The sequence below is a fragment of the Kastovskya adunca genome (genome assembly GCF_059505785.1).
The window spans coordinates 19417-41809 of sequence record NZ_JCACLG010000002.1 but is presented as its reverse complement, the minus strand read 5'-3'; the positions used below and the strand labels follow the sequence as shown (position 1 = coordinate 41809).

At 48.5% G+C, this 22393-nt stretch carries 25 protein-coding genes and 1 tRNA gene; 10 read left to right on the top strand and 16 right to left on the bottom strand.

Annotation, left to right across the window (positions count from 1 at the left end; translation table 11 throughout):
• Nucleotides 1-7: 7 nt before the first annotated feature.
• The 6 genes from AC5JR3_RS00725 to AC5JR3_RS00700 form a co-directional block, all read right to left on the bottom strand.
• The gene (locus AC5JR3_RS00725; protein ID WP_495842039.1) at nt 8-235 is read right to left on the bottom strand and encodes a hypothetical protein; all 228 of its coding nucleotides are present in this window, start codon (nt 233-235) and stop codon (nt 8-10) included.
• Nucleotides 236-257: 22 nt separating this feature from the next.
• A tRNA-Leu gene (locus AC5JR3_RS00720) sits at nt 258-340 on the bottom strand.
• On the bottom strand, nt 319-1194 hold the full coding sequence (locus AC5JR3_RS00715; RefSeq protein WP_495842038.1) for a M48 family metallopeptidase: 876 nt from the start codon (nt 1192-1194) through the stop codon (nt 319-321). Before AC5JR3_RS00715 ends, AC5JR3_RS00720 begins: the two co-directional genes overlap by 22 nt.
• 18 nt (nt 1195-1212) lie before the next feature.
• On the bottom strand, nt 1213-1539 hold the full coding sequence (locus AC5JR3_RS00710; protein WP_495842036.1) for a hypothetical protein: 327 nt from the start codon (nt 1537-1539) through the stop codon (nt 1213-1215).
• A 63-nt stretch (nt 1540-1602) separates the two neighbouring features.
• Nucleotides 1603-2034 (bottom strand): tetratricopeptide repeat protein, encoded by a 432-nt coding sequence (locus AC5JR3_RS00705; protein ID WP_495842034.1) that lies wholly within the window; start codon nt 2032-2034, stop codon nt 1603-1605.
• A gap of 111 nt (nt 2035-2145) precedes the next feature.
• Nucleotides 2146-2502: a HesB/IscA family protein gene (locus AC5JR3_RS00700; RefSeq protein WP_495842032.1), complete on the bottom strand. Its 357-nt coding sequence runs from the start codon at nt 2500-2502 to the stop codon at nt 2146-2148.
• A gap of 299 nt (nt 2503-2801) precedes the next feature.
• Here AC5JR3_RS00700 and AC5JR3_RS00695 point away from each other — a divergent pair, with 299 nt between their 5' ends.
• Nucleotides 2802-4460, top strand: a complete 1659-nt coding sequence (locus AC5JR3_RS00695) for a DUF6930 domain-containing protein (RefSeq protein ID WP_495842030.1) — start codon at nt 2802-2804, stop codon at nt 4458-4460.
• A gap of 122 nt (nt 4461-4582) precedes the next feature.
• Here the strand turns inward: AC5JR3_RS00695 and AC5JR3_RS00690 are convergent, their stop codons facing one another.
• Nucleotides 4583-5434 carry an Rpn family recombination-promoting nuclease/putative transposase gene (locus tag AC5JR3_RS00690; protein WP_495842028.1) on the bottom strand — a complete coding sequence of 284 codons (852 nt, stop codon included), beginning with the start codon at nt 5432-5434 and terminating at the stop codon, nt 4583-4585.
• A gap of 196 nt (nt 5435-5630) precedes the next feature.
• Between AC5JR3_RS00690 and zds the strand changes: the two genes are divergently transcribed.
• From zds to AC5JR3_RS00675, 3 genes are all read left to right on the top strand, one after another.
• Entirely contained in the window at nt 5631-7100 is a 1470-nt protein-coding gene (gene zds, locus AC5JR3_RS00685; protein WP_495842026.1) for a 9,9'-di-cis-zeta-carotene desaturase, read from the top strand.
• A gap of 55 nt (nt 7101-7155) precedes the next feature.
• Nucleotides 7156-7605, top strand: a complete 450-nt coding sequence (locus AC5JR3_RS00680; RefSeq protein ID WP_495842024.1) for an SRPBCC family protein — start codon at nt 7156-7158, stop codon at nt 7603-7605.
• Nucleotides 7606-7696: 91 nt separating this feature from the next.
• The gene (locus tag AC5JR3_RS00675) at nt 7697-8332 is read left to right on the top strand and encodes a transglutaminase-like domain-containing protein (protein WP_495842155.1); all 636 of its coding nucleotides are present in this window, start codon (nt 7697-7699) and stop codon (nt 8330-8332) included.
• Between the two features lie 41 nt (nt 8333-8373).
• Here AC5JR3_RS00675 and AC5JR3_RS00670 read toward each other — a convergent pair whose 3' ends face one another.
• The 3 genes from AC5JR3_RS00670 to AC5JR3_RS00660 form a co-directional block, all read right to left on the bottom strand.
• Nucleotides 8374-8610 carry a 2Fe-2S iron-sulfur cluster-binding protein gene (locus tag AC5JR3_RS00670; RefSeq protein WP_495842022.1) on the bottom strand — a complete coding sequence of 79 codons (237 nt, stop codon included), beginning with the start codon at nt 8608-8610 and terminating at the stop codon, nt 8374-8376.
• Nucleotides 8611-8770: 160 nt separating this feature from the next.
• On the bottom strand, nt 8771-10261 hold the full coding sequence (gene cobQ, locus AC5JR3_RS00665) for a cobyric acid synthase CobQ (RefSeq protein WP_495842020.1): 1491 nt from the start codon (nt 10259-10261) through the stop codon (nt 8771-8773).
• A gap of 64 nt (nt 10262-10325) precedes the next feature.
• Nucleotides 10326-10736, bottom strand: a complete 411-nt coding sequence (locus AC5JR3_RS00660) for an Npun_F0494 family protein (protein WP_495842018.1) — start codon at nt 10734-10736, stop codon at nt 10326-10328.
• 217 nt (nt 10737-10953) lie between these two features.
• Here AC5JR3_RS00660 and AC5JR3_RS00655 point away from each other — a divergent pair, with 217 nt between their 5' ends.
• Complete coding sequence (locus tag AC5JR3_RS00655; protein WP_495842017.1) at nt 10954-11388, top strand: peroxiredoxin; 435 nt, start codon at nt 10954-10956, stop codon at nt 11386-11388.
• Nucleotides 11389-11509: 121 nt separating this feature from the next.
• Here AC5JR3_RS00655 and AC5JR3_RS00650 read toward each other — a convergent pair whose 3' ends face one another.
• From AC5JR3_RS00650 to AC5JR3_RS00630, 5 genes are all read right to left on the bottom strand, one after another.
• Nucleotides 11510-11905 carry a hypothetical protein gene (locus AC5JR3_RS00650; protein ID WP_495842015.1) on the bottom strand — a complete coding sequence of 132 codons (396 nt, stop codon included), beginning with the start codon at nt 11903-11905 and terminating at the stop codon, nt 11510-11512.
• Between the two features lie 38 nt (nt 11906-11943).
• Nucleotides 11944-12837, bottom strand: a complete 894-nt coding sequence (locus AC5JR3_RS00645; RefSeq protein WP_495842013.1) for an ABC transporter permease — start codon at nt 12835-12837, stop codon at nt 11944-11946.
• 40 nt (nt 12838-12877) lie between these two features.
• Entirely contained in the window at nt 12878-13897 is a 1020-nt protein-coding gene (locus tag AC5JR3_RS00640) for an ABC transporter ATP-binding protein (RefSeq protein ID WP_495842011.1), read from the bottom strand.
• A 437-nt stretch (nt 13898-14334) separates the two neighbouring features.
• Complete coding sequence (locus AC5JR3_RS00635; protein WP_495842009.1) at nt 14335-15309, bottom strand: heme o synthase; 975 nt, start codon at nt 15307-15309, stop codon at nt 14335-14337.
• A gap of 68 nt (nt 15310-15377) precedes the next feature.
• A complete protein-coding gene (locus AC5JR3_RS00630; protein WP_495842007.1) occupies nt 15378-16322 on the bottom strand; it encodes a COX15/CtaA family protein in 945 nt (314 codons plus the stop codon).
• A gap of 492 nt (nt 16323-16814) precedes the next feature.
• On the opposite strand from AC5JR3_RS00630, the gene AC5JR3_RS00625 reads away from it, so the two are divergent.
• The 3 genes from AC5JR3_RS00625 to AC5JR3_RS00615 all read left to right on the top strand — a co-directional run bounded on the left by AC5JR3_RS00625 (nt 16815) and on the right by AC5JR3_RS00615 (nt 20415).
• On the top strand, nt 16815-17816 hold the full coding sequence (locus AC5JR3_RS00625) for a cytochrome c oxidase subunit II (RefSeq protein WP_495842005.1): 1002 nt from the start codon (nt 16815-16817) through the stop codon (nt 17814-17816).
• 128 nt (nt 17817-17944) lie between these two features.
• On the top strand, nt 17945-19711 hold the full coding sequence (gene ctaD, locus AC5JR3_RS00620) for a cytochrome c oxidase subunit I (protein ID WP_495842004.1): 1767 nt from the start codon (nt 17945-17947) through the stop codon (nt 19709-19711).
• An 83-nt stretch (nt 19712-19794) separates the two neighbouring features.
• Nucleotides 19795-20415: a cytochrome c oxidase subunit 3 gene (locus tag AC5JR3_RS00615; protein WP_495842002.1), complete on the top strand. Its 621-nt coding sequence runs from the start codon at nt 19795-19797 to the stop codon at nt 20413-20415.
• 500 nt (nt 20416-20915) lie between these two features.
• Here AC5JR3_RS00615 and AC5JR3_RS00610 read toward each other — a convergent pair whose 3' ends face one another.
• Entirely contained in the window at nt 20916-21185 is a 270-nt protein-coding gene (locus AC5JR3_RS00610; protein ID WP_495842000.1) for a hypothetical protein, read from the bottom strand.
• 510 nt (nt 21186-21695) lie between these two features.
• Here AC5JR3_RS00610 and AC5JR3_RS00605 point away from each other — a divergent pair.
• Both AC5JR3_RS00605 and psbM read left to right on the top strand, forming a co-directional pair.
• A complete protein-coding gene (locus AC5JR3_RS00605; protein ID WP_495841998.1) occupies nt 21696-21992 on the top strand; it encodes a 2Fe-2S iron-sulfur cluster-binding protein in 297 nt (98 codons plus the stop codon).
• A 76-nt stretch (nt 21993-22068) separates the two neighbouring features.
• On the top strand, nt 22069-22185 hold the full coding sequence (gene psbM, locus AC5JR3_RS00600) for a photosystem II reaction center protein PsbM (protein ID WP_495841997.1): 117 nt from the start codon (nt 22069-22071) through the stop codon (nt 22183-22185).
• Nucleotides 22186-22393: the final 208 nt, after the last annotated feature.

Genomic DNA, 22393 nt, shown 5'->3' with positions numbered 1-22393 from the left:
CACTGACTCAGGACTTTGTTATAAAAGTTAGTTTCAATGCCATAAAAAAAGGAAGAGAACTGAAGTCTCTTCCCTTATTTTTATGGGGTTTGTCTGCTTTTTCGCTCTCTCTGAGCTTTTTACGCAGCAGTTGAGTTTGTTTCTTGAGCTGTCGCTGTCTCGCCGAGCCGCCTTTACCTTTATCGTTTCGCCCCTGGCGACGAGGAGATTCCCACCGCTTGAGTCGCTGTGTCATGGTAGTTTTTTCTGAATTGGAGTGGGCGGGGAGAGACTCGAACTCTCACGACCAAAGGTCGCCACATTTTGAGTGTGGTGCGTCTACCAATTCCGCCATCCGCCCTTGTTTTCAACCTTCTCATTATAACCGATTGATTGCTGTTGTAGCAAGGATTGATAAGCGGGAGAACTTGCCCAGCGATCGATTTCTCTTGCCCGGATTACGGGGACGGGGTGGGTGAGTTGGGCCGTTTGGGCAGATTTGAGCATTTGTCCTAACTCCGTTTGGCTGATGTCATCGTAAGCGCGAGCTTGCTCAATGAACGCATCCAAATTGAGTTGGGGGGCGAGGGTGGGGGAACCGCCAGCGAGTTTCATCAGCACTGACATCACAACTCTGGGATTTTGCGTTGCCAAAAGTGCCGCGCGATCGCAACTAAATTCTGCACAACGTATCCATTCCAGCATTTGCCCTTGGATGCTTTGAGCGATAACACTACCCCAGTTCGGGATTAGATTGGCTGCCAGAATCAGGATATTGATTGGCGTCAGATAAACACTGTGTTCGCACTTCAAGTGTCCCAACTCATGGGCAATTACCGCCTGAACCTCTTCTGGTGTCAGTATCTCGATCAAAGAGGTGTGAATCACAATAAAAGGCTGCTTTCCTCGCATTGCAAAGGTGTAAGCATTGGGGGCTGGATGCTGCTGCACATACAACTGAGGCGGATCTAAATCCAAGGTTTTGCAGGCTTCCAGCAGGAGTTTATGGAGGTGGGGAAGTTGATTCTCTCCAACTAAGACGCTAGAGGCAATATTGTTTAAGTAAAAAAACTGTTCTGCCAGAGGGCCTAGTAAATTTCGCACCATCAAGTCCAACCCTGGTATCTGCTTGAGAGACTGGGTGGCTTCCAAATCTAAGGGATGACGAAAGCGATCGGCTTTTAGACCAACTAAGGGAGGTTTTGAAAATTCCATGCGGGCAATAATTTTAGGTTAAATGAGGGGATTGAGCGGTGCTGTTGAGAGGAGCGGCTCTTGATCTGCGGCGGTAATAACAAGGATGGCTTTGCCGCTATCTCGCTCAGTAGTGCTGATAAAACCACTATATCGAGAACCACTCAATGTCTGCCGGAATTTGTGGGAAAAAAAGTCCTGAGTCCTGAGTCCTGAGTCGGGGAGGAAGAGATTAGGGGGATGAGGAAGAAAAGTAGGGGAGTAGGGGAGCAGGCTTCGACGTGAGACTTCGGCGTGAGCGCTCAGTCGAACGCTCAGCCGAACGGGAGCAGGGGAGCAGGGGAGAAAATAACCAACCCTATTCATACTTCACCCTTCATACTTCATACTTCATACTTCATCCTTCATCCTTCCTCCCCGACTCAGCCCTCAAGACTCCCACCTTTCAAACAACCAGTTCTTGATGCGTGCGAGGCTGTTCCAGTCTGGTTTGCGTGTTAGCCCGTCTTCTATACTTTCCGCTAATTCATTCCGGACTTCTGGCTCAATCGCCATCGCTTGTTTAACGACATCAATATGTTTGCGAACTCCGGTTTGCTTAGTTTCTAGCATCGCCAGCGCCAGATTCACCCTACCTTGGGGGGCAGTGGGGTCTAATTTAACGCCTTTGATCGCCACTTTATAGGCTTGTTCTGGTTTGTCGTCCAAGAGGTACAACCAAGCTAGGCAACTCCAGGCAGCAGCTGTTTTGGGGGAGCGATCGCAAACGTCTTTAAACACGGGAATTAACGTCTCTGGTCCTTCACCCGCGTTGTAGCGCTCCAGTCCTGTATCAAAAAGAGAAGTAACAGTGTCGTTCATCGGCAGTTTTAGTGATTAGTTTTCAGAAGGTTTGTTTCCACAAACAAAGGCAGGCAAAATTAGCCTGCCCTGAAGAAGTGAAATCGAGCTAAAGGCTTCAGAGTCAAGCGTTTAGACGGTGAAAGATTTACCGCAGCCACAGCTTTGAGTGGCATTGGGGTTAGTGAACTGGAAGCCACCGCCAATCATGGAGTTGCTGTAGTCCAATACCAAACCATAAAGATAAAGCATACTCTTGGGGTCACAGACAATTTTGAAGCCATCGTAGTCATAGACTTCATCGTTATCTTTAACTTTGCTGGGGTCTTCAAAGTCCATTAGGTAGGACATTCCAGAACAGCCCCCTTGACGGACACCAACTCGTAGGAAAAGGTCTTCGCCTTGGCTGTCCCGCAGCGCCAAAATATGCTTAAGGGCAGCTTCTGTTAGTTGGATTCCTTTTTGTTGTGGCTGAGTTGCTTGTGTCATGAGTTGCTTATGACTCCTAAAAAAATTGCTTTTGGGTTTTTAATAACTTGACTGTCACTTGCTCACCCTACAGCCTCAAGGGACAGGCGATCGCTGTTCTCGTAGGGGTAAATGATCCAGATCAAAGCTTTTTATCTTTTATCTTAACGAGTTTAGATTTTACCGTCATTGCACAATGGTGGCTTTGGTCTAACTTAATCTTAATAGCAATAGCAGTCCAGAAAGTATTACGGTTTAATAGTGGGGTATCTAGAAATTATCTGCTAGTTCCCTAGATTTGGTTTTATTTTTTCTGGCACATGTCTATTTCTGTTCTGCCTGATACCACTCGTCGTCGGCTCAAAAATTTACAACAGATTCCCAGTGTCTGGGAAGGCGATCGCCGTCCTTTGACAGGCTTGGCAGACAGCTTAGATTCAGACGCTAAAGAAGGCGGTGAGTGCATTCTTTGGGTTGATGGTTCAGAAGGCGTGGTACGGGCGATGGATATGGTGCCCGCAGAAGCAGGTACTGAAGCAATAGTGCGTGCCTTGTTGCGAGCGATGGAGCATCCCCATAGCCCAGCTAGACCTGCCCGACCCCAAAAAATTGTAGTACGGGACAGGGAAGTGCAGTTCTTCCTCCGGGGCGTGCTGCAAGAACTAGACATTGCCATCGATTATGTGCCGGAATTACCGCTGATCGACGAGTTGTTCCGGGGCTTTGAGGAACTTGCGGGTACCCGTCAGCCCAAGCTACCGCCTCAGTATGCTCCTCTGCTAGAAGAAAAAGCTGCCCAGATGTGGCAGGAAGCTCCCTGGGAAGTCCTGGAGGATCACGATATCTTGGCGATTGAAATTAACCGTTGGGGTGTTGAGACGCTATATGCCTCAGTTTTAGGCATGTTGGGGATGGAGTACGGAGTTCTGTTGTATCGTTCCCTAGAGTCCCTAAAACGGTTTCGGCAAGCCGTGATGGCAGAAGAGTCACTAGAGGAAATGGAACAAGCCTTTTTAGGGCAAGATTGCTTGTTTATTACCTACGGACACCTAGATGCCGAGTTGGAGGAGGATGAAGACGATGAGGTATTCGATTTAGCCGATTTGCCTGTTTCAGAAATTACTCCTAACTTCGGGATTGTGCATCCCTTTGAGGGAATGCGCCAGGTGCTTTATGACGAAGAAGCGATCGCCGTTTATGTTGCCCTCGAAGCGTTACTGCGCTTTTTCAAAGCCATCTATCAGAAGGGGGAACCCGACCTCACAGAGACGATTAGCAAGCGCTATCGCATTCCTGTCCCAGAGACAACACCGAAAGAAACTATTTCGGTGACAGTATCTACCCTGCCGGAATTATCCTCAGAACTGCTTAATCTGGCGCAATCCGCAGCCGAAAATTTAGAGAACCTTTTCCCTTCCTCTGAGACAACGTTAGCCCTACGGGATGACTTAGTCCCCGACGGATGTTTCCTGAGCCTTGGTTTCTTGAACTGGGAGGAAGTAGAGATAATGCGCTCCCGTTCTCGCACTCATAGTCAGACTCAGGATTTTCCAGAATCCGGCGACGGTTTGCCCATCCTCCTCATTCAAGCCTCCCGTCCCAAAGCTCAGGAAATGATTGAGAAAATTCAGACTGATGGCGGGTTGAAGGGAATTGCCTTTAATCCAGGAGCAGATCCCTTTGGCGGAAATAGCTACGATTTAGGAATTCTGCAAACAGAGAACGGGCAAATGTATCTGTTTGGCGAGTTTTTGGAAGATGAACAGCACATAGCAGATCGAAAGCAGTGGGAACAGCGTTGCCAAAAAACCCAAGGCTACTGTGGTTTAGTCATCGCTAGGGGGTTGAAGGGGGCGTCTAGTGGTAATCCAACCCAGCGTGACATGATGGCATTGTTTGAAACGCGATCGCTTTCCACTCAAGAACTGGGACTAGGGATGCTGCAACTGTTGCCACAGTTGTCTTTTGAGTCGGAATAAGGATTGGCGAACTGGCGATCGCTAATTCTGAAAAATACTATTTTCTGCCTACACGAGAATATCTATGAGTAGGCAAGGAAACAGGATAAGTAGGGTTTGAAGGGCTGCTTATCCTAATTTTGTCATTCCTGAAACTGATGCTCATTTAACCAGTTTGCTAAATCCGCGATCGCCTCAAAATCCAACAGCGCCTCGCTCAACTCCTCCAACTGAGCAATTGATAATCCTCGAATCCGCTCTTGCAACGAAGGCTCGACTATCCCGAACCGACGAGTTAGCTGACGCACAATCAACGTCACCTCTCCTTGTTGTAGTCCTTGTTGTCGCCCTTGTTGCAGTCCTTGTTGGAGAATATCTTGATAAATTACCGACTCACGCATAATTTCCTCCCGAAACAGTTGACGAATTAAATTCTTATCAAACCTTAGACCTGCCAACACCTCTACACAAGCCGTCAGGTTCTCCCTCTGGCGGGGTTCTTCAATCATATCGATCTGGGTAGCGATCTGCTGGAGCAAGCGATTGGGAGCATTAGTCCTAGCGAGAGTGGCAAGTGGCAGTAGTGCCGGGTTAGCCAGCAATGGGGCAGGATCTTGCTCCCACAGGCGAATTATTCGATAGCGGTGTCTGGTGTTGGTTTCTTCAAAGTGATCGGTAAATACCGCTTCTGACGTGGTGGCGGTCAAAAAAATCACAACCTGCTCGATGGGACACCAGTACAGCCGCTTCAGCCTTACCCAGTAGTCGAGCATCCTGAAGGGTAGTGGTGGCTGGGAAGCGGGTAGGGTTTGAAATTCTATGTGCAGAATTTGGTTTGTTGTTTGTAGCAGAGTCAAGGAATCAGCGCGAATGGGTTCTACACTCAATTCGGTTTTGAGTATTTGAATATCCGTTGCCTCTTCTTCCGAAAGCCAGCGAATAAACTCGGCTGGGTATTCCTCCGCCAGATATTTACAGATGTTGTCGTAAGCCAAGGGAAAATGCCTTGTGAGACTACTACGATCGCAATTTACAGGGTATGGGGACAGACTGCGATCGCTGGATCTAATCTCTTCTGTTGTATGGGTATGGGGAGCGATCGCACTATTTTCTTACCCGCACAACCTTTGAACTCATTTGGTGTCAAATATTCTTTTAAAATATGTAAAGAAACTGAAAAGGAAAGGCTGAATGCGCGTTGCAATTGTCGGGGCGGGACTGGCTGGAATGGCGACGGCAGTCGATTTGGTCGATGCCGGACATGAAGTAGAAATTTTTGAATCTCGCCCATTTGTCGGCGGTAAAGTCGGCAGTTGGGTAGATGCAGACGGCAACCACCTAGAGATGGGATTGCACGTCTTTTTTGGCTGCTACTACCAGCTCTTTGACTTGATGAAGAAGGTGGGGGCGATTGAAAACCTGCGGCTCAAAGACCATACCCACACATTTGTTAACAAAGGGGGTCAGGTTGGTGAGTTGGACTTTCGCTTCATCACAGGTGCGCCTTTCAATGGATTAAAGGCGTTTTTCACCACCTCTCAACTCTCGCTCCAAGATAAATTACAAAACTCCCTAGCCCTCGGTACTAGCCCAATTGTGCGCGGGTTGATCGACTTTGATGGGGCAATGAAAACGATCCGCAAGTTGGATGCGATTAGCTTTGCCGACTGGTTCCGTAAGCATGGCGGTTCTGAAGGCAGCTTGAAGCGGATGTGGAATCCCATTGCCTATGCACTGGGTTTTATCGACACGGAAAATATTTCTGCTCGCTGCATGTTGACAATTTTTCAGTTTTTTGCAGTCAAGTCAGAGGCATCAGTATTACGAATGCTGGAAGGTTCCCCTGACGAGTATCTGCACAAGCCGATTATTAATTATTTAGAAGCACGGGGAGCGAAGATTTATACCCGCCGCCGCGTCCGAGAAATCCTCTTCAGTGAGACCCAGGGAGAGACGCGAGTCAACGGTATTGTGATTGCCAAGGGAGAAGAGGAAGAAACAATTACGGCGGATGCTTATGTCTGTGCCTGTGATATTCCTGGGATTCAGCGCCTTTTGCCTCAACAATGGCGCAAGTGGTCGGAGTTCGACAATATTTATCACCTTGATGCAGTGCCTGTGGCAACGGTGCAACTGCGCTTTGATGGCTGGGTGACAGAGTTACATAATGCTGAGAAGCGTCAGCAACTGCAAGAGGCAGCAGGGCTAGACAACTTGCTTTATACTCCTGATGCTGACTTTTCTTGTTTTGCTGACTTAGCGTTGACGAGTCCCGGAAATTATTACAAAGAAGGTCAAGGCTCGCTGTTGCAGTTGGTGCTGACTCCAGGCGATCCGTTTGTGAAGCAAAGTAATGAAGCGATCGCTACTCACGTCCTCAAGCAAGTTCACGAACTCTTCCCTTCCTCACGGGAGCTGAACATGACTTGGTACAGTGTGGTCAAACTCGCTCAGTCTCTCTACCGGGAAGCACCGGGAATGGATATCTATCGCCCTGAGCAAAAAACACCGATTCCGAACTTCTTTTTGGCGGGTAGTTACACTCAGCAGGACTACATCGACAGTATGGAAGGGGCGACGCTGTCCGGTCGTCAAGCGGCGAAGGCAATTCTGGAGAATGCGGAAAAGCTGGCAAGTGCAGGTCAGTTATCGGCTGTGTAAGGTTAATGAACGAACCGCAAAGACACAAAGAACGCGAAGGAAGAAAGAAAATTTAATGGCAAATTGGCTGGAACACAGCGTACAGGTTGAGGTGGATGCATCGATTGACCTGGTTTGGGGGCTTTGGTCGGATTTAGAACAAATGCCTCGGTGGATGAAATGGATCGATTCGGTGAAGGTGCTGGAGGATGATCCAGAACTTTCCCGGTGGAAGCTGACAACTGGGGGGTTGGAATTTAGCTGGCTATCGCGCGTCAATAAACTAATTCCCAAACAGATTATTCAGTGGGAATCTGTGGATGGCTTGCCTAACCGGGGAGCCGTGCGATTTTATGACCGCAAAGAAGGTACCAGTATTGTTAAGTTAACTGTGGCTTACGCGATTCCTGGGATTATCGGAAAACTGATGGATGATTTATTCCTCGGTCGCGCCGTAGAATCAACGATTCAAGCCGATTTGGAGCGGTTTCGGGAGTATGCCCTCAAGGTGAAATCTGAAGTTTAGGATTTTCGTGCTGGCATATTCAGCTGAGGTGGGGCAGTCTACGGATTCTGTACTGTATTCTGGATGCGATGCCTTTTGGGAAATCAAGCGCATGGAAGACTATCTGCAAGCGACTGATATTATTGACTGGCGACATCCTAGAGTTTTAGAGCTGGCGAAGAAGATTGCATCAGAACAGCAAACATTAGAAGCGATCGCCAAAGCCTGTTTTGAGTGGGTTCGAGATGAAATTCGTCACAGCGTTGACTATCGGATGAGTCCTGTCACCTGTCGAGCTTCGGATGTCCTCCAGTCCAAAACAGGTTATTGCTACGCAAAAAGCCACTTGCTAGCCGCATTACTCCGGGCAAATAGCATTCCAACAGGCTTCTGCTACCAGCGATTGAGCATTAATGACCAAGGCGCGCCCTACAGCTTGCATGGTTTCAATGCAGTTTACTTAGCCGCAGTAGGTTGGTATCGCCTTGATGCGAGGGGAAATCGAGAAGGTGTCAATGCTCAGTTCACACCACCAAAGGAGCAGTTAGCCTTTGAAGTGCAGTTTCCTGGAGAAGCAGACTTTCAAACCATATTCTCTGAACCCCTTTCAGTAGTTGTAGAGGCTTTACAAGCTGGGAGTACATGGGACGAAATGCTCCTTCATCTTCCAGACGTTCCCTTGGAGTTTGCCCAAAAGTATGGTCTTGTTTCAGGGGTTGATGCGCCCTATAGGACTACGCCAGCTTGACGTACAGGAAGAAATTTGGCGGCAAGTGAGCTGCTAACGAACTACCACAAGGGGTCAGCGTAGAGATTGATTGTCAGCTCTTCAGAGCCTGGCGGTACAGCACTGATGCAAGCGCAGACAGCATTTCCCTCTCCGATTTCTACCTCACAGGCATGACAGGAACCCATCAAGCAACCTGTAGGAATAAACACACCCGCGCGTTCTGCCACTTGTAATATCGGTTCTCCCACCTGGGCTTGCACCGTAACATCATCGGGTAAAAATCGAATTTGAATCATGATTAGTAAAATCTAGAGAGCTAGGGGGAGCCGGGGTGCAGGGGTGCGGGGGTGCGGGGGTGCAGAAGATAACTACACTTACCCTTCATACTTCACCCTTCATCCTTTCCCCCCTACTCAGGACTCAGCACTCAGCACTCAGGACTCTCTCTATACTTCACTACCTTGGTAAAACAGGTGTCAAATCCAGGTGTTTTTCTACCATATTTGCTAAGGAGTCGAGAAGGGCTTCTCGTTCTTCGCGGTAGTTGGCAACACCTGTGGGAAGAGAGGAGAGTCCTCGCTGCTGGCGGATGTGGTTCAACCAGGAACGCCGCCAGGGCCCATTATCGAAAAGACCGTGCAGGTAGGTGCCCCAAACTGATTGATTAGCATCAACGACTCCCAGTCCCGCATCATCAAATAGAGGATGATAGGTGGCTTTGACACTATCTCGTTCCGACTCAACCAACCGGGTACGTCCTTGATGAATTTCATACCCTGTAACGGGTAAGCCAGGTTGGGGATAGTTGGAATTGACGACGCGTTGACGGGCAACTTTGTTACCTGTGATCACTGTTTGCAGAGGTAATAAGTCTAGTCCTTTAAAGCGTCCTTCTTGACCTTCAACACCTTCTGGGTCAGCGAGTATTCTTCCCAGCATTTGAAAGCCGCCACAGATACCGAGAATTGTTCCCCCAGCAGCCGCGTAGTTTTGCAGTTCTGTTGCCATTCCGGTTTGGTGAAGTAGCAGTAGGTCAGAAATGGTGGTTTTGGAACCGGGGATAATTACGGCATCCGGATGACCTAAAGGTTGATTGGGGCTGACGTATTTGACCGTGACAGTGGATTCAGTTTCTAAGGGGTCAAAGTCTGTAAAGTTGGAAATCCGGGGTAGACGAATGACAGCAATTGTTATTTCGCTATCTACCTTCTTGGAAGAACTCCGCTCTAGTAAGTTGAGGGAGTCCTCGGCGGGGAACAATTGATCCATCCAGGGTAGGACACCTACTACAGGAATATTGGTGCGCTGTTCAAGCCAGGTGATGCCAGATTCTAAAAGCGATCGCTGCCCTCTAAACTTATTAATTACCACACCCTTGACTAAGGCACGTTCATCAGGATCTAACAGTTCTAAAGTGCCGACAACATGGGCAAAAGCTCCTCCCCGGTCGATGTCTACAATCAACAGGGTTGGCGCATTGAGATGCTTTGCCACCCGCATATTCGTCAAGTCTCGGTGCTTGAGATTAATTTCGGCAGGACTGCCTGCTCCTTCGCAAATGACGATGTCAAACTCCTCGCCAAGACGCCGTAAGGATTCTTCAATCGCCTGCCAACCCAGGTCAAAATACTGCTCGTAGTAGTCCGATGCCTTGACTCGACCGACGGCTTTGCCTTTGATAATCACCTGGGATGTCATATCGCCTTGTGGCTTGAGTAAAATCGGGTTCATCTCCACCCAAGGCATCACCCCGGCTGCCCAAGCTTGCACGGCTTGCGCGTGACCTATTTCTCCACCATTAGCGGTGACGTAGGCATTTAAAGCCATGTTTTGCCCTTTGAAGGGGGCAACCCGCCAACCCCGCCGCGAGAGAATCCGACACAATGCTGTAACTAAGAGAGATTTACCTGCGTGGGATGTTGTACCCACAACCATGATTGCTTTCATCGCTCAACCCTCCTGGAGACTACCATCACATTTGACAATCGGTACTCCGATTTAACGAGGGATGTCAAATCGGCAATCTTAACCAACGATTCAAGGCATTGTAGAGGCGCTCTTGCCATGTGGGGTCTGACCACAACTCGCCTCGTTGTTCCCAGTTGCTTACCAACTGCCGCCCCAAAGGAGTTAAGCGAAAACTATCTGTAATGCCCTGACCATCAACTTCTCGTCGCAATAGACCGACTTGAATCAGCCACAGCAAGGTGTTTTCAGCAGCAAGTTCTGAGACAGAATGCCGCGTGTACTGGTGCTGAATGCCATTATCTCCCGCGATCGCGGATAAGGGAACACTCTGAGAACCCATGGCGACAAACAACGACAACTGAAACGGCGAACAACGCATTGCTCGCTTTGCTCGTTCTACAGTGCGTGGGGAGTATTGGATTGTTGGAGCTGCTTGATTTTGAGTTGAGGTCATTGCCACGATTAACAAAATATTAGGGGCAAGGGATGAGCAAATGCTAAGAGAATCTTTAGTCTGCTTTCTTGTTCTCTATCTTAGGCACTTTCTTGGTTCGTATACCTAGAGTCCTGTTAGCTGTCTTCGTGATCGCCAAACCGCTGCGATCAAATATTGTAAAGTTTGTAAGGTTTAACGTTGTCCATAATCTCCAATTAAAAAGGAAACAAAATCTATGTCTTTATCCGTTGGTACAGTTGCCCCAGACTTTAATGTCAAAGACACTAATGGCAACACCGTCTCCTTGTCAGATTACAGTGGTAAAACCGTCGTTTTGTACTTTTATCCTAAAGATGACACCCCTGGCTGCACCAAGGAAGCTCACGGCTTCCGAGATAATTATGCCGACTTCCAAAACAAAGATGCTGTGATCCTCGGCGTCAGTATGGATGATGAAGCCTCTCACAAGCAGTTCACCGAAAAGTACAATCTTCCCTTTAATCTCCTAGCTGATGTTGATGGCACATTAGCAAAGGCTTACGACGTTCAGGGTGACAAATATGCCAAGCGTGTCACCTACATCATCGACCCCACAGGCAAAATCGCTCAAGTTTACAGCGAAGTCAAGACTGATACCCACGCCCAAGATGTCTTGGCAGCATTGGGTTAAAAAACCACGTTATATACTGCTAGATAGGCAAAAAAAAGTCGGACACGGGATGCCGTATCCGACTAGGTAGTTGCAGTGATTGACGATGAGAACGCCTTAACTGCAACTACTTACCCCCAACTCATTCAGCCGGAAACTTCAGCGGAGAATTACCTGTAGAGGGTGTTTGCAGGTCGCGGAGCCGCTGTTGTCGCAGGCGCAGGTACTCCGTCGCACTATTATCAATATTCTGCCGCTGTTCGAGGATGAACTCATTCGAGCTACGCTGACCGCCGAGTCGGAGGTTGTGAATCATGTCAAAGACGCTTACTGAACCCCCACCCAAAGTTCCTGATAAAGAGTTGGGTTCACTTGGCGAAGCCTGAAAGTCTCTTAAAGGTTGAGCCTCTGTGCTTTGTGCTAGGGTAGCTTGCGGGAATAAGCCTGAGGCGATACCGAAGACGGTGAAAGCACCAACGCCTATAGCCAGACGAGTCAAAGGCGTTACAGAAGATGTCAGAAACGGGTATTTCTTCATAGCAATTGAGGTGAGAGTTTTTGACTCAGAAACGATAGTTAAGCAAAGCGACGGCGCAGTAGTGGTTGGATTGCCAGTAATACTACAACGTCAAACCCCAGAAGAACCAAGAGGGCAGTGCCAAACGTAATGGAAGCCCAGGGAGCTTGCATCACAACGCTACTCAATGCCCAGTCGCTGTGAGTATAGAGGTACCGAATCGGCTCAATCGCATAGCTCAGGGGATTGAGAGAGGCTACAATTTGCAACCATCTTGGCATAAAAGCAAGGGGCGCAAGGGCAGTACTGGCAAACAACAACGGTAGGTTAGTGACGAAAATTACTGCAATTAGTTCGATGTGACCGGGCAATGCAAAGGCTAAACCTAAACTCAGGGCGGTCACACCTAAAACCAACAGAAAGATAATTAACCCGATACTTGCTAACCCTAGAACGTCGGGTAGCCCGATACCTAAAAAGGCACTGGCAGTAACAATCACAGTCACTTGCACTAAGCTCAGGGCAACAATGTAAATTGCGGAAGCGGCAACAATCGAGAATCGAGAGGCGAGTGGTGCAACCAATAAGCGGTTGAGGAAACCAAACTCCCGGTCAAACATCACGGGTAAGCCTGCATTTAGCGCCCCAGCAAAGGCAGTAAAAACAATGATTCCGGCTCCCAGAAATTGACCGTAGCTCGATGTGTTGCCAAATAGTCCTTGAGGGGCATTTTGGAATAAAGCACCGAACAGCAACAACCACATCAAGGGCTGGATGATGCCAGCAACGAGGGTAGAAGGGCGGCGTTGTAGTTGAATAAACAGGCGCTTGGTTAAGGCAACGGTTTCCTGGATGAATTCACCGACAGTTGCCTTGTCGCTAACTGGAATTTGAGTGGCGGTGTCTTGTTGCCAGCTCAAGTCAGATTTGGAAGGGGTAACAGTAGGACTCATTAGTAGTTTTTCGTTATGGGTTGTTAATTTTTGGAGAAATTTAGCGCATATTTTTTTTCCGCTCTGCCTTGGGGTCGCGACTTCCTGCACCAGCAATTTCAGCATCCATCAGGGTACGACCTGTCGCCGCTAGATATACGTCATCCAAGCTTGGTCTAGCTTGGGCAATCCCAAAGATTGGTAAACCTGCGTCCTTTAAAGATTGCTGAATCGTCATTAAGGCGTCACTTTGGGGTTTGACGACTAAGTTGAGGGAGTTGCCTTGTGATCCATTAACGATCGCTTCTTGGACAAAGGGCAGAGCTTGCAGCATTTCTTTGGCAATTTCAGCTTCTTCTTTGGGAGAAAATTCCCGGATGCGGAGGGTGATGCGATCGCCTCCTACTTTATCCTTTAACTCAGAAGGGGTTCCCTGATCAATGACCACTCCTCGGTCAATAATTGCTACCCGGTTGGCTAGGGCGTCAATTTCTTCTAAATAGTGACTGGTAATTAAAACCGTCGTCCCGGCTTCCCGCAGTTGACGCAAAAAATCCCAAACGACAAAGCGGCTTTCGATATCCAGCCCCACGGTTGGTTCGTCCAATACCAGGACATTCGGTTGATGCAGCAACCCGGCGGCTAAATCTAGACGTTTACGCAAACCGCCAGAGTAGCTGCCTGTCTTTGTATCTGCGTATTCCTCCAACCCCAGAATCTCTAACATTTTGTTGACTCTTGCTTTGGCGGCGTTCTTGGGGATGTGGTAAAGTGCCGCTTGCAACTCTAGTAGTTCCCGACCCGTGAGTACCTTATCCAGAGCGACTTCTTGGGCGACATAACCTAGGCGACGGCGTACGGCTCTGGGATTGGTGATCGCATCAATGCCTGAAACTTCAATTTTGCCAGCATTGGGGGCGCTGAGGGTACACAGACAGCGAATTGTTGTTGTTTTGCCTGCACCGTTTGGCCCCAGCAGACCAAAAATTTCCCCCGGTTGCACCTCAAAGGAGATGTCCTTGACAGCTTCAATATCCCCGTAGCGTTTTTGGAGGTTTTCAATTAAAACAGCGGCAACCATATAATTTCTCTGCCTAGGTAGGCTACACAAATCTAAACAATCTTTATTTCTATTTTAAGCCGTCAGCAGCAAGAGGGGGTTAAGTGCAGCGATCCCTCAATAGACCTCTTGCATAAGTCGAATAGACCCCCCTTAATCCCCCCTTAGTAAGGGGGGAGACTTGAAATCTTGCCCCCTCCCCTTACTAAGGGGAGGGTTGGGGAGGGGTCTGGTACATTTTTGCAAGAGGTCTAATGATCGGTGAAGGCGAGATCCCCGATTTAGAGAAGTTGGGGATCTGAGGCGATCGCATCTCATAACTCAAAAAGGATTGCTATATCAATTGTGGGGTAGTTAATTCTGTTACCCTAGAACACTTCCTGATCTAAAAGGAGCGATCGCGCTTCTGGAATTACCCCCGCGATCGCTCCTTTGTTTAGATCCCCTGTATTAACCCGTTAGCTACTGACTAAAATCGTACTCATCAAGGTTTGCAGATTTTCCGTCAAGCCAATTGTTAGCTGATGGGTGATGGGCAAGCTATCAACGACAATGCCCGTACAGAGCAGCATCATGTAGAGGATGGAATACTTAAACAGGGAGCGGGCAAGTTTTTGATCAAAGGGGGCTTGCAAAAGCTGCCAGGCTTTTTTAATGAAGATACTGCCTAATAAAAAGGCGATCGCTCCATAAATTACCCCCGATACTCCCAAGGGATAAACCAGTAAAAAGGACGCGGGTACAACAAGTAAGGTATAAAACCAAATTTGCCGAGTTGTGGACTCTTCTCCCTCGATCACAGGCAGCATGGGGATACCCACTGACGCGTAATCTTCGCGAATCATCAAGGCGAGAGACCAGAAATGGGGAGGCGTCCACAAAAAGACAATCGCAAACAGTAACCACGCCGCCCAACTCAACTCACCTGTCACGGCTGCCCAGCCTACGAGGGCGGGAATGGCTCCAGCTGCGCCACCAATAACAATGTTTTGGGTGGTGTGGCGTTTGAGCAAGTGAGTATAAATGCCCATGTAGAAAACGATGCCAGACAGTGCTAAGAGGGCACTGAGCAAATTTGCAAAGACTGTTAGTAGGGTGAAGGACAAAACAGCGAGGGCGATCGCAAAAATCATGGCATCGCGAGGCTGCACGCGACCAGAGGGGATCGGACGATGACGAGTCCGCATCATGTCGTAGTCGATGTCACGGTCGTAAATGCAGTTCAATGTCTGAGCCGAAGCTGCTGATAAAGTCCCCCCCACCAGAGTAACCAGTAGGAGTAACGGGTCTACTTGTCCATCTGCGGCTAGCCACATTCCGGCGGCGGTTGTAATCAGTAATAGCGGGATAATCCGAGGTTTAGTGAGCTGATAGTAGCTTTGAATAACTTGTAGGAAGTTCTCATTTCGGCGGGAAACACTCGTCCCAATCATTATTTACACCAATTCCTTTATTTCAAACAACACGCCCGTTGGTTTCACGCCGCTACGGTGTGCCGACTCTATAGGGCGTCGGTGGCAGACGCGATCGCCTTAGCAACAGCGCGATCGCGTAGCGCCAAAACTGTAAAAGCAACCAGCGTACCGAGTAAAGCCGCTCCCACTGCCTGATGAGCAACGGTGAGAATCTCGACTTGCAGATGTAGGCGAAAGGTCGCTACGCCGAGTAATACTTGAGCCACGAGTAAACCTCCGGCAGCATTAGCTAACTTTCGTAGTACTGGGTGCAGTGCTGGGGTACGCCATGCCATGACGACAACGGCCAAAGTTGCCAGGGTTGCCGGGACAACGCCGATGATGTGACTATTCATCACGGTACACAACTGAGAAGCACCAAAGCACTGATGTAGCGCCCAACGGGAGGCAACCAATCCCCCCAAGAGGCTTTGGAGGTAGACCAGAATTGCCGCGCTCAAACTGACCCAAGGTAAATTTTCAACGACACCAGTGCCTTTGTAAGGGGTTAGTGACAGACCAATGACGAGCAGGGTTGTAAAAAACAGTAAGGCAGTCCCTAAGTGAGCGGTAACAATGTCAAAGCGCAATAGTTCTGTTACGGTTAGTCCGCCGAGAATGCCTTGAAACACAATTAACCCTAAGGCGAAGGTGGCAGCCCAAGGCAGCCAGGAGGGTAAGGCGCGCCGATACCACCACGATAGACCAGCTAGAGCTAGAGCGCTCAAGCCAATCAAAGCGGCATCAAGACGGTGAAACCATTCTAGAAAGACTTGCAGATTCATCTGCTGCCTGGGTACGAGCTGACCGTAGCATAAAGGCCAATCCGGGCAAGCTAGTCCGGCATTCATCACCCGCGTTGCACTGCCCACTGCCATCAAAAGCAAGGTGGCGATCGCAATTTTCCAAACTAATCGACGAATTCGTTCCGGAGGTTCGGGCGGCTCTTGGGTCGGAAGATATCGGTTTCGATGAAGAACTGATTCAGCCATAAAAGCAATTGCAAAAGCAACAAAATTTAGTGAAGTCCTGAGTAGTGGCTCATTCATCAACCTAGCACTGACGATGATTGCTAACCCGGCACCCTACTACCACTCTAATCAGCTTGCGCCAGTAACTGCATAGCTTTAGAGATTTTTCAGATTGCAGCAGGGTTCGCCAACTCATGTCTTAAGTTTCCCGATCAGACTTTTACATTTCTTAAGGATCTCTGAAAACGTGATTGGGTATTGGCTTTTAGTCGGTTGACTCGGTAAGCAATCCCGAAAAAAAACATAAAAATCCTTGATTTTCACCTCTTTGAGGCTTTACCTGCTTTACCGTGGTAGTTAAGCAAAACCGCTCGTCAAGGATTAGGTCGTTCCTGGTTAGGGCAACTAGTAGACAAGAGAAAGTGCTACCTTGACTAGGCGCAAAACTTGCCTAAGCTTCAACTCAGATCGACCATTGAGATTTTGCATTTAGAAGTCTTCTAGTCTAAACCCGTGAACATTCCAAGCTCGATTACAACTCTTATTGCTGGTATTGCGCTGACCCTGATTAGCCTCTGGTACGGTCAGAACCACGGTCTATTGCCCATGGCTGCCTCTGAGGAAGCCGCTCAAGTAGACGCCCTGTTCAACATGATGATGACTGTGGCGACGGGTTTATTTCTAATCGTTCAGGGAGTGGTACTCTATTCGGCATTCCGATTTCGCCGCCAGAAAGGCGATAACACAGATGGGCCGCCAGTTCATGGCAATATTCCTCTAGAAATTGTCTGGACAGCAATTCCGGCAGTGATCTTGTTTATTGTTTCCATCTACAGTTTTGAGATTTATAACGCCATGGGTGGACTTGACCCGATGGCATCTCATGACGATCACGGACGGCAAGGAATTGAGCAAGTCGGTAAGCCGTCGGAGGGGTCTCCTGAGAAGAATCTGCTTGCCCTCGATCCCAATCAGGCGATCGCTTTGGGATTGGGAGCCTCTCCTGAAAAACGAGGGCAACCCGTGCCACTCACCATTGATGTTACGGCTCTTCAGTATGCCTGGTTGTTCAACTACACCGATAGTGGGATCACTACTGGAGAAATGCACTTGCCCGTTGGACAAGAAGTGCAGCTCAACATCTCAGCTCAAGACGTGATCCACGCCTTCTGGTTACCTGAGTTTCGGTTGAAACAAGATGCCGTCCCCGGTCGGTTAGCGCAAATGCGCTTTACGCCGACTAAAGAAGGACAGTATCCGATCATCTGCGCTGAGCTGTGTGGGCCATACCACGGGGCGATGAATGCCCAGCTCTACGTTCAGTCACCCGAAGAGTACCAAAACTGGGTGAGTGAGCAGCAAGTGGCTAGCACCAACGGCATGGAAAAAGCGATCGCTACTAATCCAGCCGACTTATCAGAAGGTGAGTTTCTGGCTCCCTATGTCAAAGATCTGGGGATCGATGCTCACACCCTTGAGCAACTGCACGCTACTCACCATCACCCAAACCAGTAGCTGTCCGCTATAAGAAGTGGGCGATCATTCAAGTACTGATGATTCCATGGTGAGAGTGCCAAGGTAAACAGTGAGTAATGAACAACCCACTCCTAAGACTGATCGCATCTGTCTAGAGAAAATTTCCTATGACAATACAAGCAGACATTCAAGAGGAAGCAAATAAGCCAGCTGCAGGGGATGAACCCGCTCAGCGACATTGGCGAGAATATTTTGGCTTCAGTACAGACCACAAAGTAATTGGTATTCAATACCTAGTTTCCTCGTTTGTGTTCTATTGCATCGGCGGACTAATGGCTGATGTAATTCGCACAGAACTGGCGACACCAGCATCGGATCTGGTCAGCCCGGAGCTTTACAACCAGCTCTTCACCGTTCATGCCACCATCATGATTTTCCTGTGGATTGTTCCGGCGGGTTCGGGCTTCGCCAACTACCTGATCCCCTTATTAATTGGGGCGAAGGACATGGCATTCCCCCGACTAAATGCCGTTGCCTTTTGGATGATCCCACCCGGTGGCTTGTTGCTGTTGAGCAGCTTTTTCGTAGGTGCGCCCCAAGCGGGTTGGACGTCCTATCCACCCCTGAGCCTATTAATGGGGAAAGCTGGTGAGGCATTCTGGATTTTTAGCCTGCTGATCCTGGGGACTTCCTCGATTTTGGGCGGACTGAATTTTCTGGTCACCATCCTGAAGATGCGGACGCCAGGGATGGGACTCAATCAAATGCCGCTGTTTTGCTGGTCGATGATGGCAACTTCATCCCTGCAACTGATTGCTACACCTGTGCTGGCAGCCGCTTTGATTCTTTTGTCCTTTGACCTAATTGCTGGAACTGCCTTTTTTAATCCCACAGGTGGGGGTGACCCAATTGTCTACCAGCACATGTTCTGGTTTTACTCTCACCCCGCTGTCTACATCATGATCCTGCCGTTCTTTGGGATCATTTCAGAGGTGTTACCAGTCCACGCCCGGAAGCCGATTTTTGGTTACCGAGCGATCGCCTATTCTAGTATGGCGATCGCCTTTATCGGTTTATTGGTTTGGGCACACCATATGTTCACCAGCGGTACCCCTGGCTGGCTGCGGATGTTCTTCATGGCGATGACCATGATTATTGCCGTACCGACTGGAATAAAAGTCTTTAGCTGGTGTGCAACCATCTGGGGCGGCAAAATTAGCCTGAATAGTTCCATGCTGTTTGGCATGGGCTTTATTTCAGCCTTCGTCATTGGTGGATTGAGTGGTGTAATGGTGGCAGCAGTGCCCTTTGACATCCACGTTCACGACACTTACTTCATCGTCGCTCACCTCCACTATGTTTTGTTCGGTGGCAGCGTCCTCGGTCTCTTTGCCGGGATTTATCACTGGTTCCCGAAGATGACAGGACGCATGTTGAACGAACCTTGGGGCAGAGTCCACTTTGCCCTGACCTACATCGGTCTGAACCTGACCTTCTTGCCAATGCATGAGTTGGGGTTGTTGGGGATGAATCGGCGGATTGCTCTGTACGATCCCAAATTCCAACCCCTGAACATCATCTGCACCATTGGAGCCTACACGCTTGCGGTTTCCACTCTTCCCTTCATCGTCAATGTCATTTGGAGTTGGAGCAGAGGGCCAAAAGCCGGAAACAATCCCTGGGATGCATTGACCCTAGAATGGATGACCACCTCGCCGCCCCCGATTGAAAACTTTGAAGGATTCCCGAAACTAGCGACAGGCCCCTACGATTATGGTATGGGCGATCGCAGCACCGAGGTGAATGTAGCCTTTGCTGAGGAGAGGCAACCTGTCTTAGCGGCTGGCCCCAACTCGGCTCTACGTGCTGATCCCGATCCCGCCGTTGCCGCGAATCCTGATGACCGCCAAGGGGAAAGTCAAAATCGCGATTAGTTGTAAGTTATTAGCCACTAGTTACTCAAACTATGGCTGATAACTCGAGACTACTAACCACTGACCACTGAACATAAAAATTCATGCAAGGTTCAACAATTGACGAATCTAAGACAGCTCTGAACTATCACCACAAGGTGGAAGATGCTGTTCATGAGGAACATCCTGATCTCCGCATGACTGGAGTATGGGTATTCCTGGCTGCCGAGAGCATGATTTTCCTCGGCATGTTTGGAGCCTATCTAATTTATCGAACTGTCTCACCGATTTGGCCGCCTGAAGGAACGCCAGAACGGGAACTGCTCCTGCCAGGAATCAACACGCTAATTCTGATTTCCAGCAGTTTTGTAATGCACCGAGGCGACGAGGCAATCAAGAAAAACGATGTCTCAGGTTTGCGGTTCTGGTATACCCTTACTGCCATCATGGGCGCGATTTTCCTAGGAGGACAGGTGTATGAGTATACCAACCTTGAGTTTGGTCTGACGACTAACCTATACGCCAGCTCGTTTTATGTCCTGACGGCTTTCCACGGTCTTCACGTCACCGTTGGGTTGTTACTGATTATCTCTGTCCTGCTCCGCTCCCGGAAGCCAGGACATTACAGCGATGAAGAACACTTTGGTGTCGAAGCCGCAGAGCTGTACTGGCACTTTGTAGACGTTGTGTGGATTATTTTATTTATCCTGGTCTATTTGCTGTAAGCGTTTGACTGTACGCTGAATTCAAAAAGCCCCCAAACTGGGGGCTTCTTTTATGGGTCAATAAATCTGATTAAATATGGCTATACCACCTTGAGTCGAATAAAGTTGAGTCAAGATGGTACAGGCATTGATATGGTTTTTGTTATTTTGACGTACCGCGTCTACTACTTTTGAGCGCTCTGGTTAGGACTTTAGTCCCACCAAATAGTAGTAATGAAGTGGAAGAAGCGAAAAATACTCCACACCACGGCTGTCTAGTTGGATAACTGCACCGTTTGTACATCTAAGGTCGCTCTCCTGCGATGTACAACAATGGACGCTAGCGGCACATTGCTATTCAGGTGCTGTTTTGTTTCCAATTACTAGAATACCAAGGGTTAATCTTTACTGTTGTCGCTCTCCAGATGGAAAGCCTCTCCAACCGAAGAGAGAATTTAAGTTTTTTATATCTGGATGCTCCGCTCTGCCAAACTCTGAACATCAAGGTTTTACTGTTCAAATTAGGCAGCTTGGCTGACGATTGCCCAGGCATAAGTGAGAATTCCCAAAAAAGCAACACCAACAACCGTTTCTCGTTGCTCATTCCAAAAACGACGCGCTCCCAGCCATACATAATTCAATGCCGCTCGTCGTTCGTCACCAAGTTCAGCCATCAGTTCAGAAACTCTGGTATCGACTTCTTCAAGAGAAACTTCGTCTCGCTTGTAAGCCGCTTCTAGCTGGTCTAATTTTTTCCAGTACTCTTTTGTAGCTTCTAGGAGATTAGGCATAATAAACCTTAAATATGTTACTTATTGTTAACTTATATAGACAAATGGTAGCTCAGCAACTCTTTCCAGGGGGTGAGGATTACCTAACCCCTCCACTACTCCAGAAGAGAGACACGGTAGCGTTGAGGCTTTGGGGTAATGGGGAGAGAAGGTAAAGGGAAGTATGTATATCCGTCGGGAGGCTAGGCTCCGCAAGCCCTGATTAGCTAGGCTACTACGCTGTCTTCTTTGCCGATCCCGATGGCATCAAACGGGAATTGGTTCACCTGCCCAATTTGCCCTAGGACATCAACGGATCAAGGAGGCGATCGCTACCTTCACGCTCTACGACCCTCGACATGGAGGAGTGGGAAAACCTATAGCATTTAACTCATTTGAGGTAGTACAGCCCTGGAATTGTGCTGTAGAAAACACTACCCTCTAAAATTGCCCAATCTAATTTTGATTAAAGATGCCGAATTAATTAACAATCCTTAATAAAATAGAAATACGCTAACTGTCAGGAGAACGATGGCTAATATCAAGTTTGTCAACGAAGAGAAGGAAGTGGTTGCTGCTAATGGGGCAAATTTAAGAGAAAAAGCCCTAGAAAATGGCATTGACATCTACACTTTCATGGGCAAGATGATGAACTGTGGAGGTTATGGTCAGTGTGGCACCTGTATTGTCGAAGTGGTGGAAGGGATGGAGGGTCTTTCGCCTCGCACTGACGTGGAAAATCAGAAGCTCAAGAAAAAGCCAGACAACTATCGCTTAGCTTGTCAAACCTTGGTCAATAGTTCTGTAAGCATCAAAACAAAACCATGAGGCTAATACTATCTCCTCAGGAATGTAGATGATATTCTAGAGGGTGGGTTGATCGTAATTTAGAGGCATCGATGTAATGCAAGTTAATGATTTAGGTTTTATTGCTGTTATTCTCTTCGTGCTAGTTCCTACGGTTTTCCTGCTGATTCTGTTCATTCAAACCAGTAGCCGCGAAGGCAATAAAAATCCTTAAGTTGCTAGCAATACACAAAATCCCCTGTCCTTATTTCATTAACTTGGACGGGGGATTTTTTTTGGGGACTGAGTTGTCTCAGCCGCCGTGTTGTTTCAAGGGGCTAAGTAGCTAACCTGCACAGGCAAAAGCGTAAGTCTTCTATAGCTGCACCCTACACGGGTGTCGGCTGCTCACAAAAATGAAGCTGCCCTGTTTAGAGCCTTAG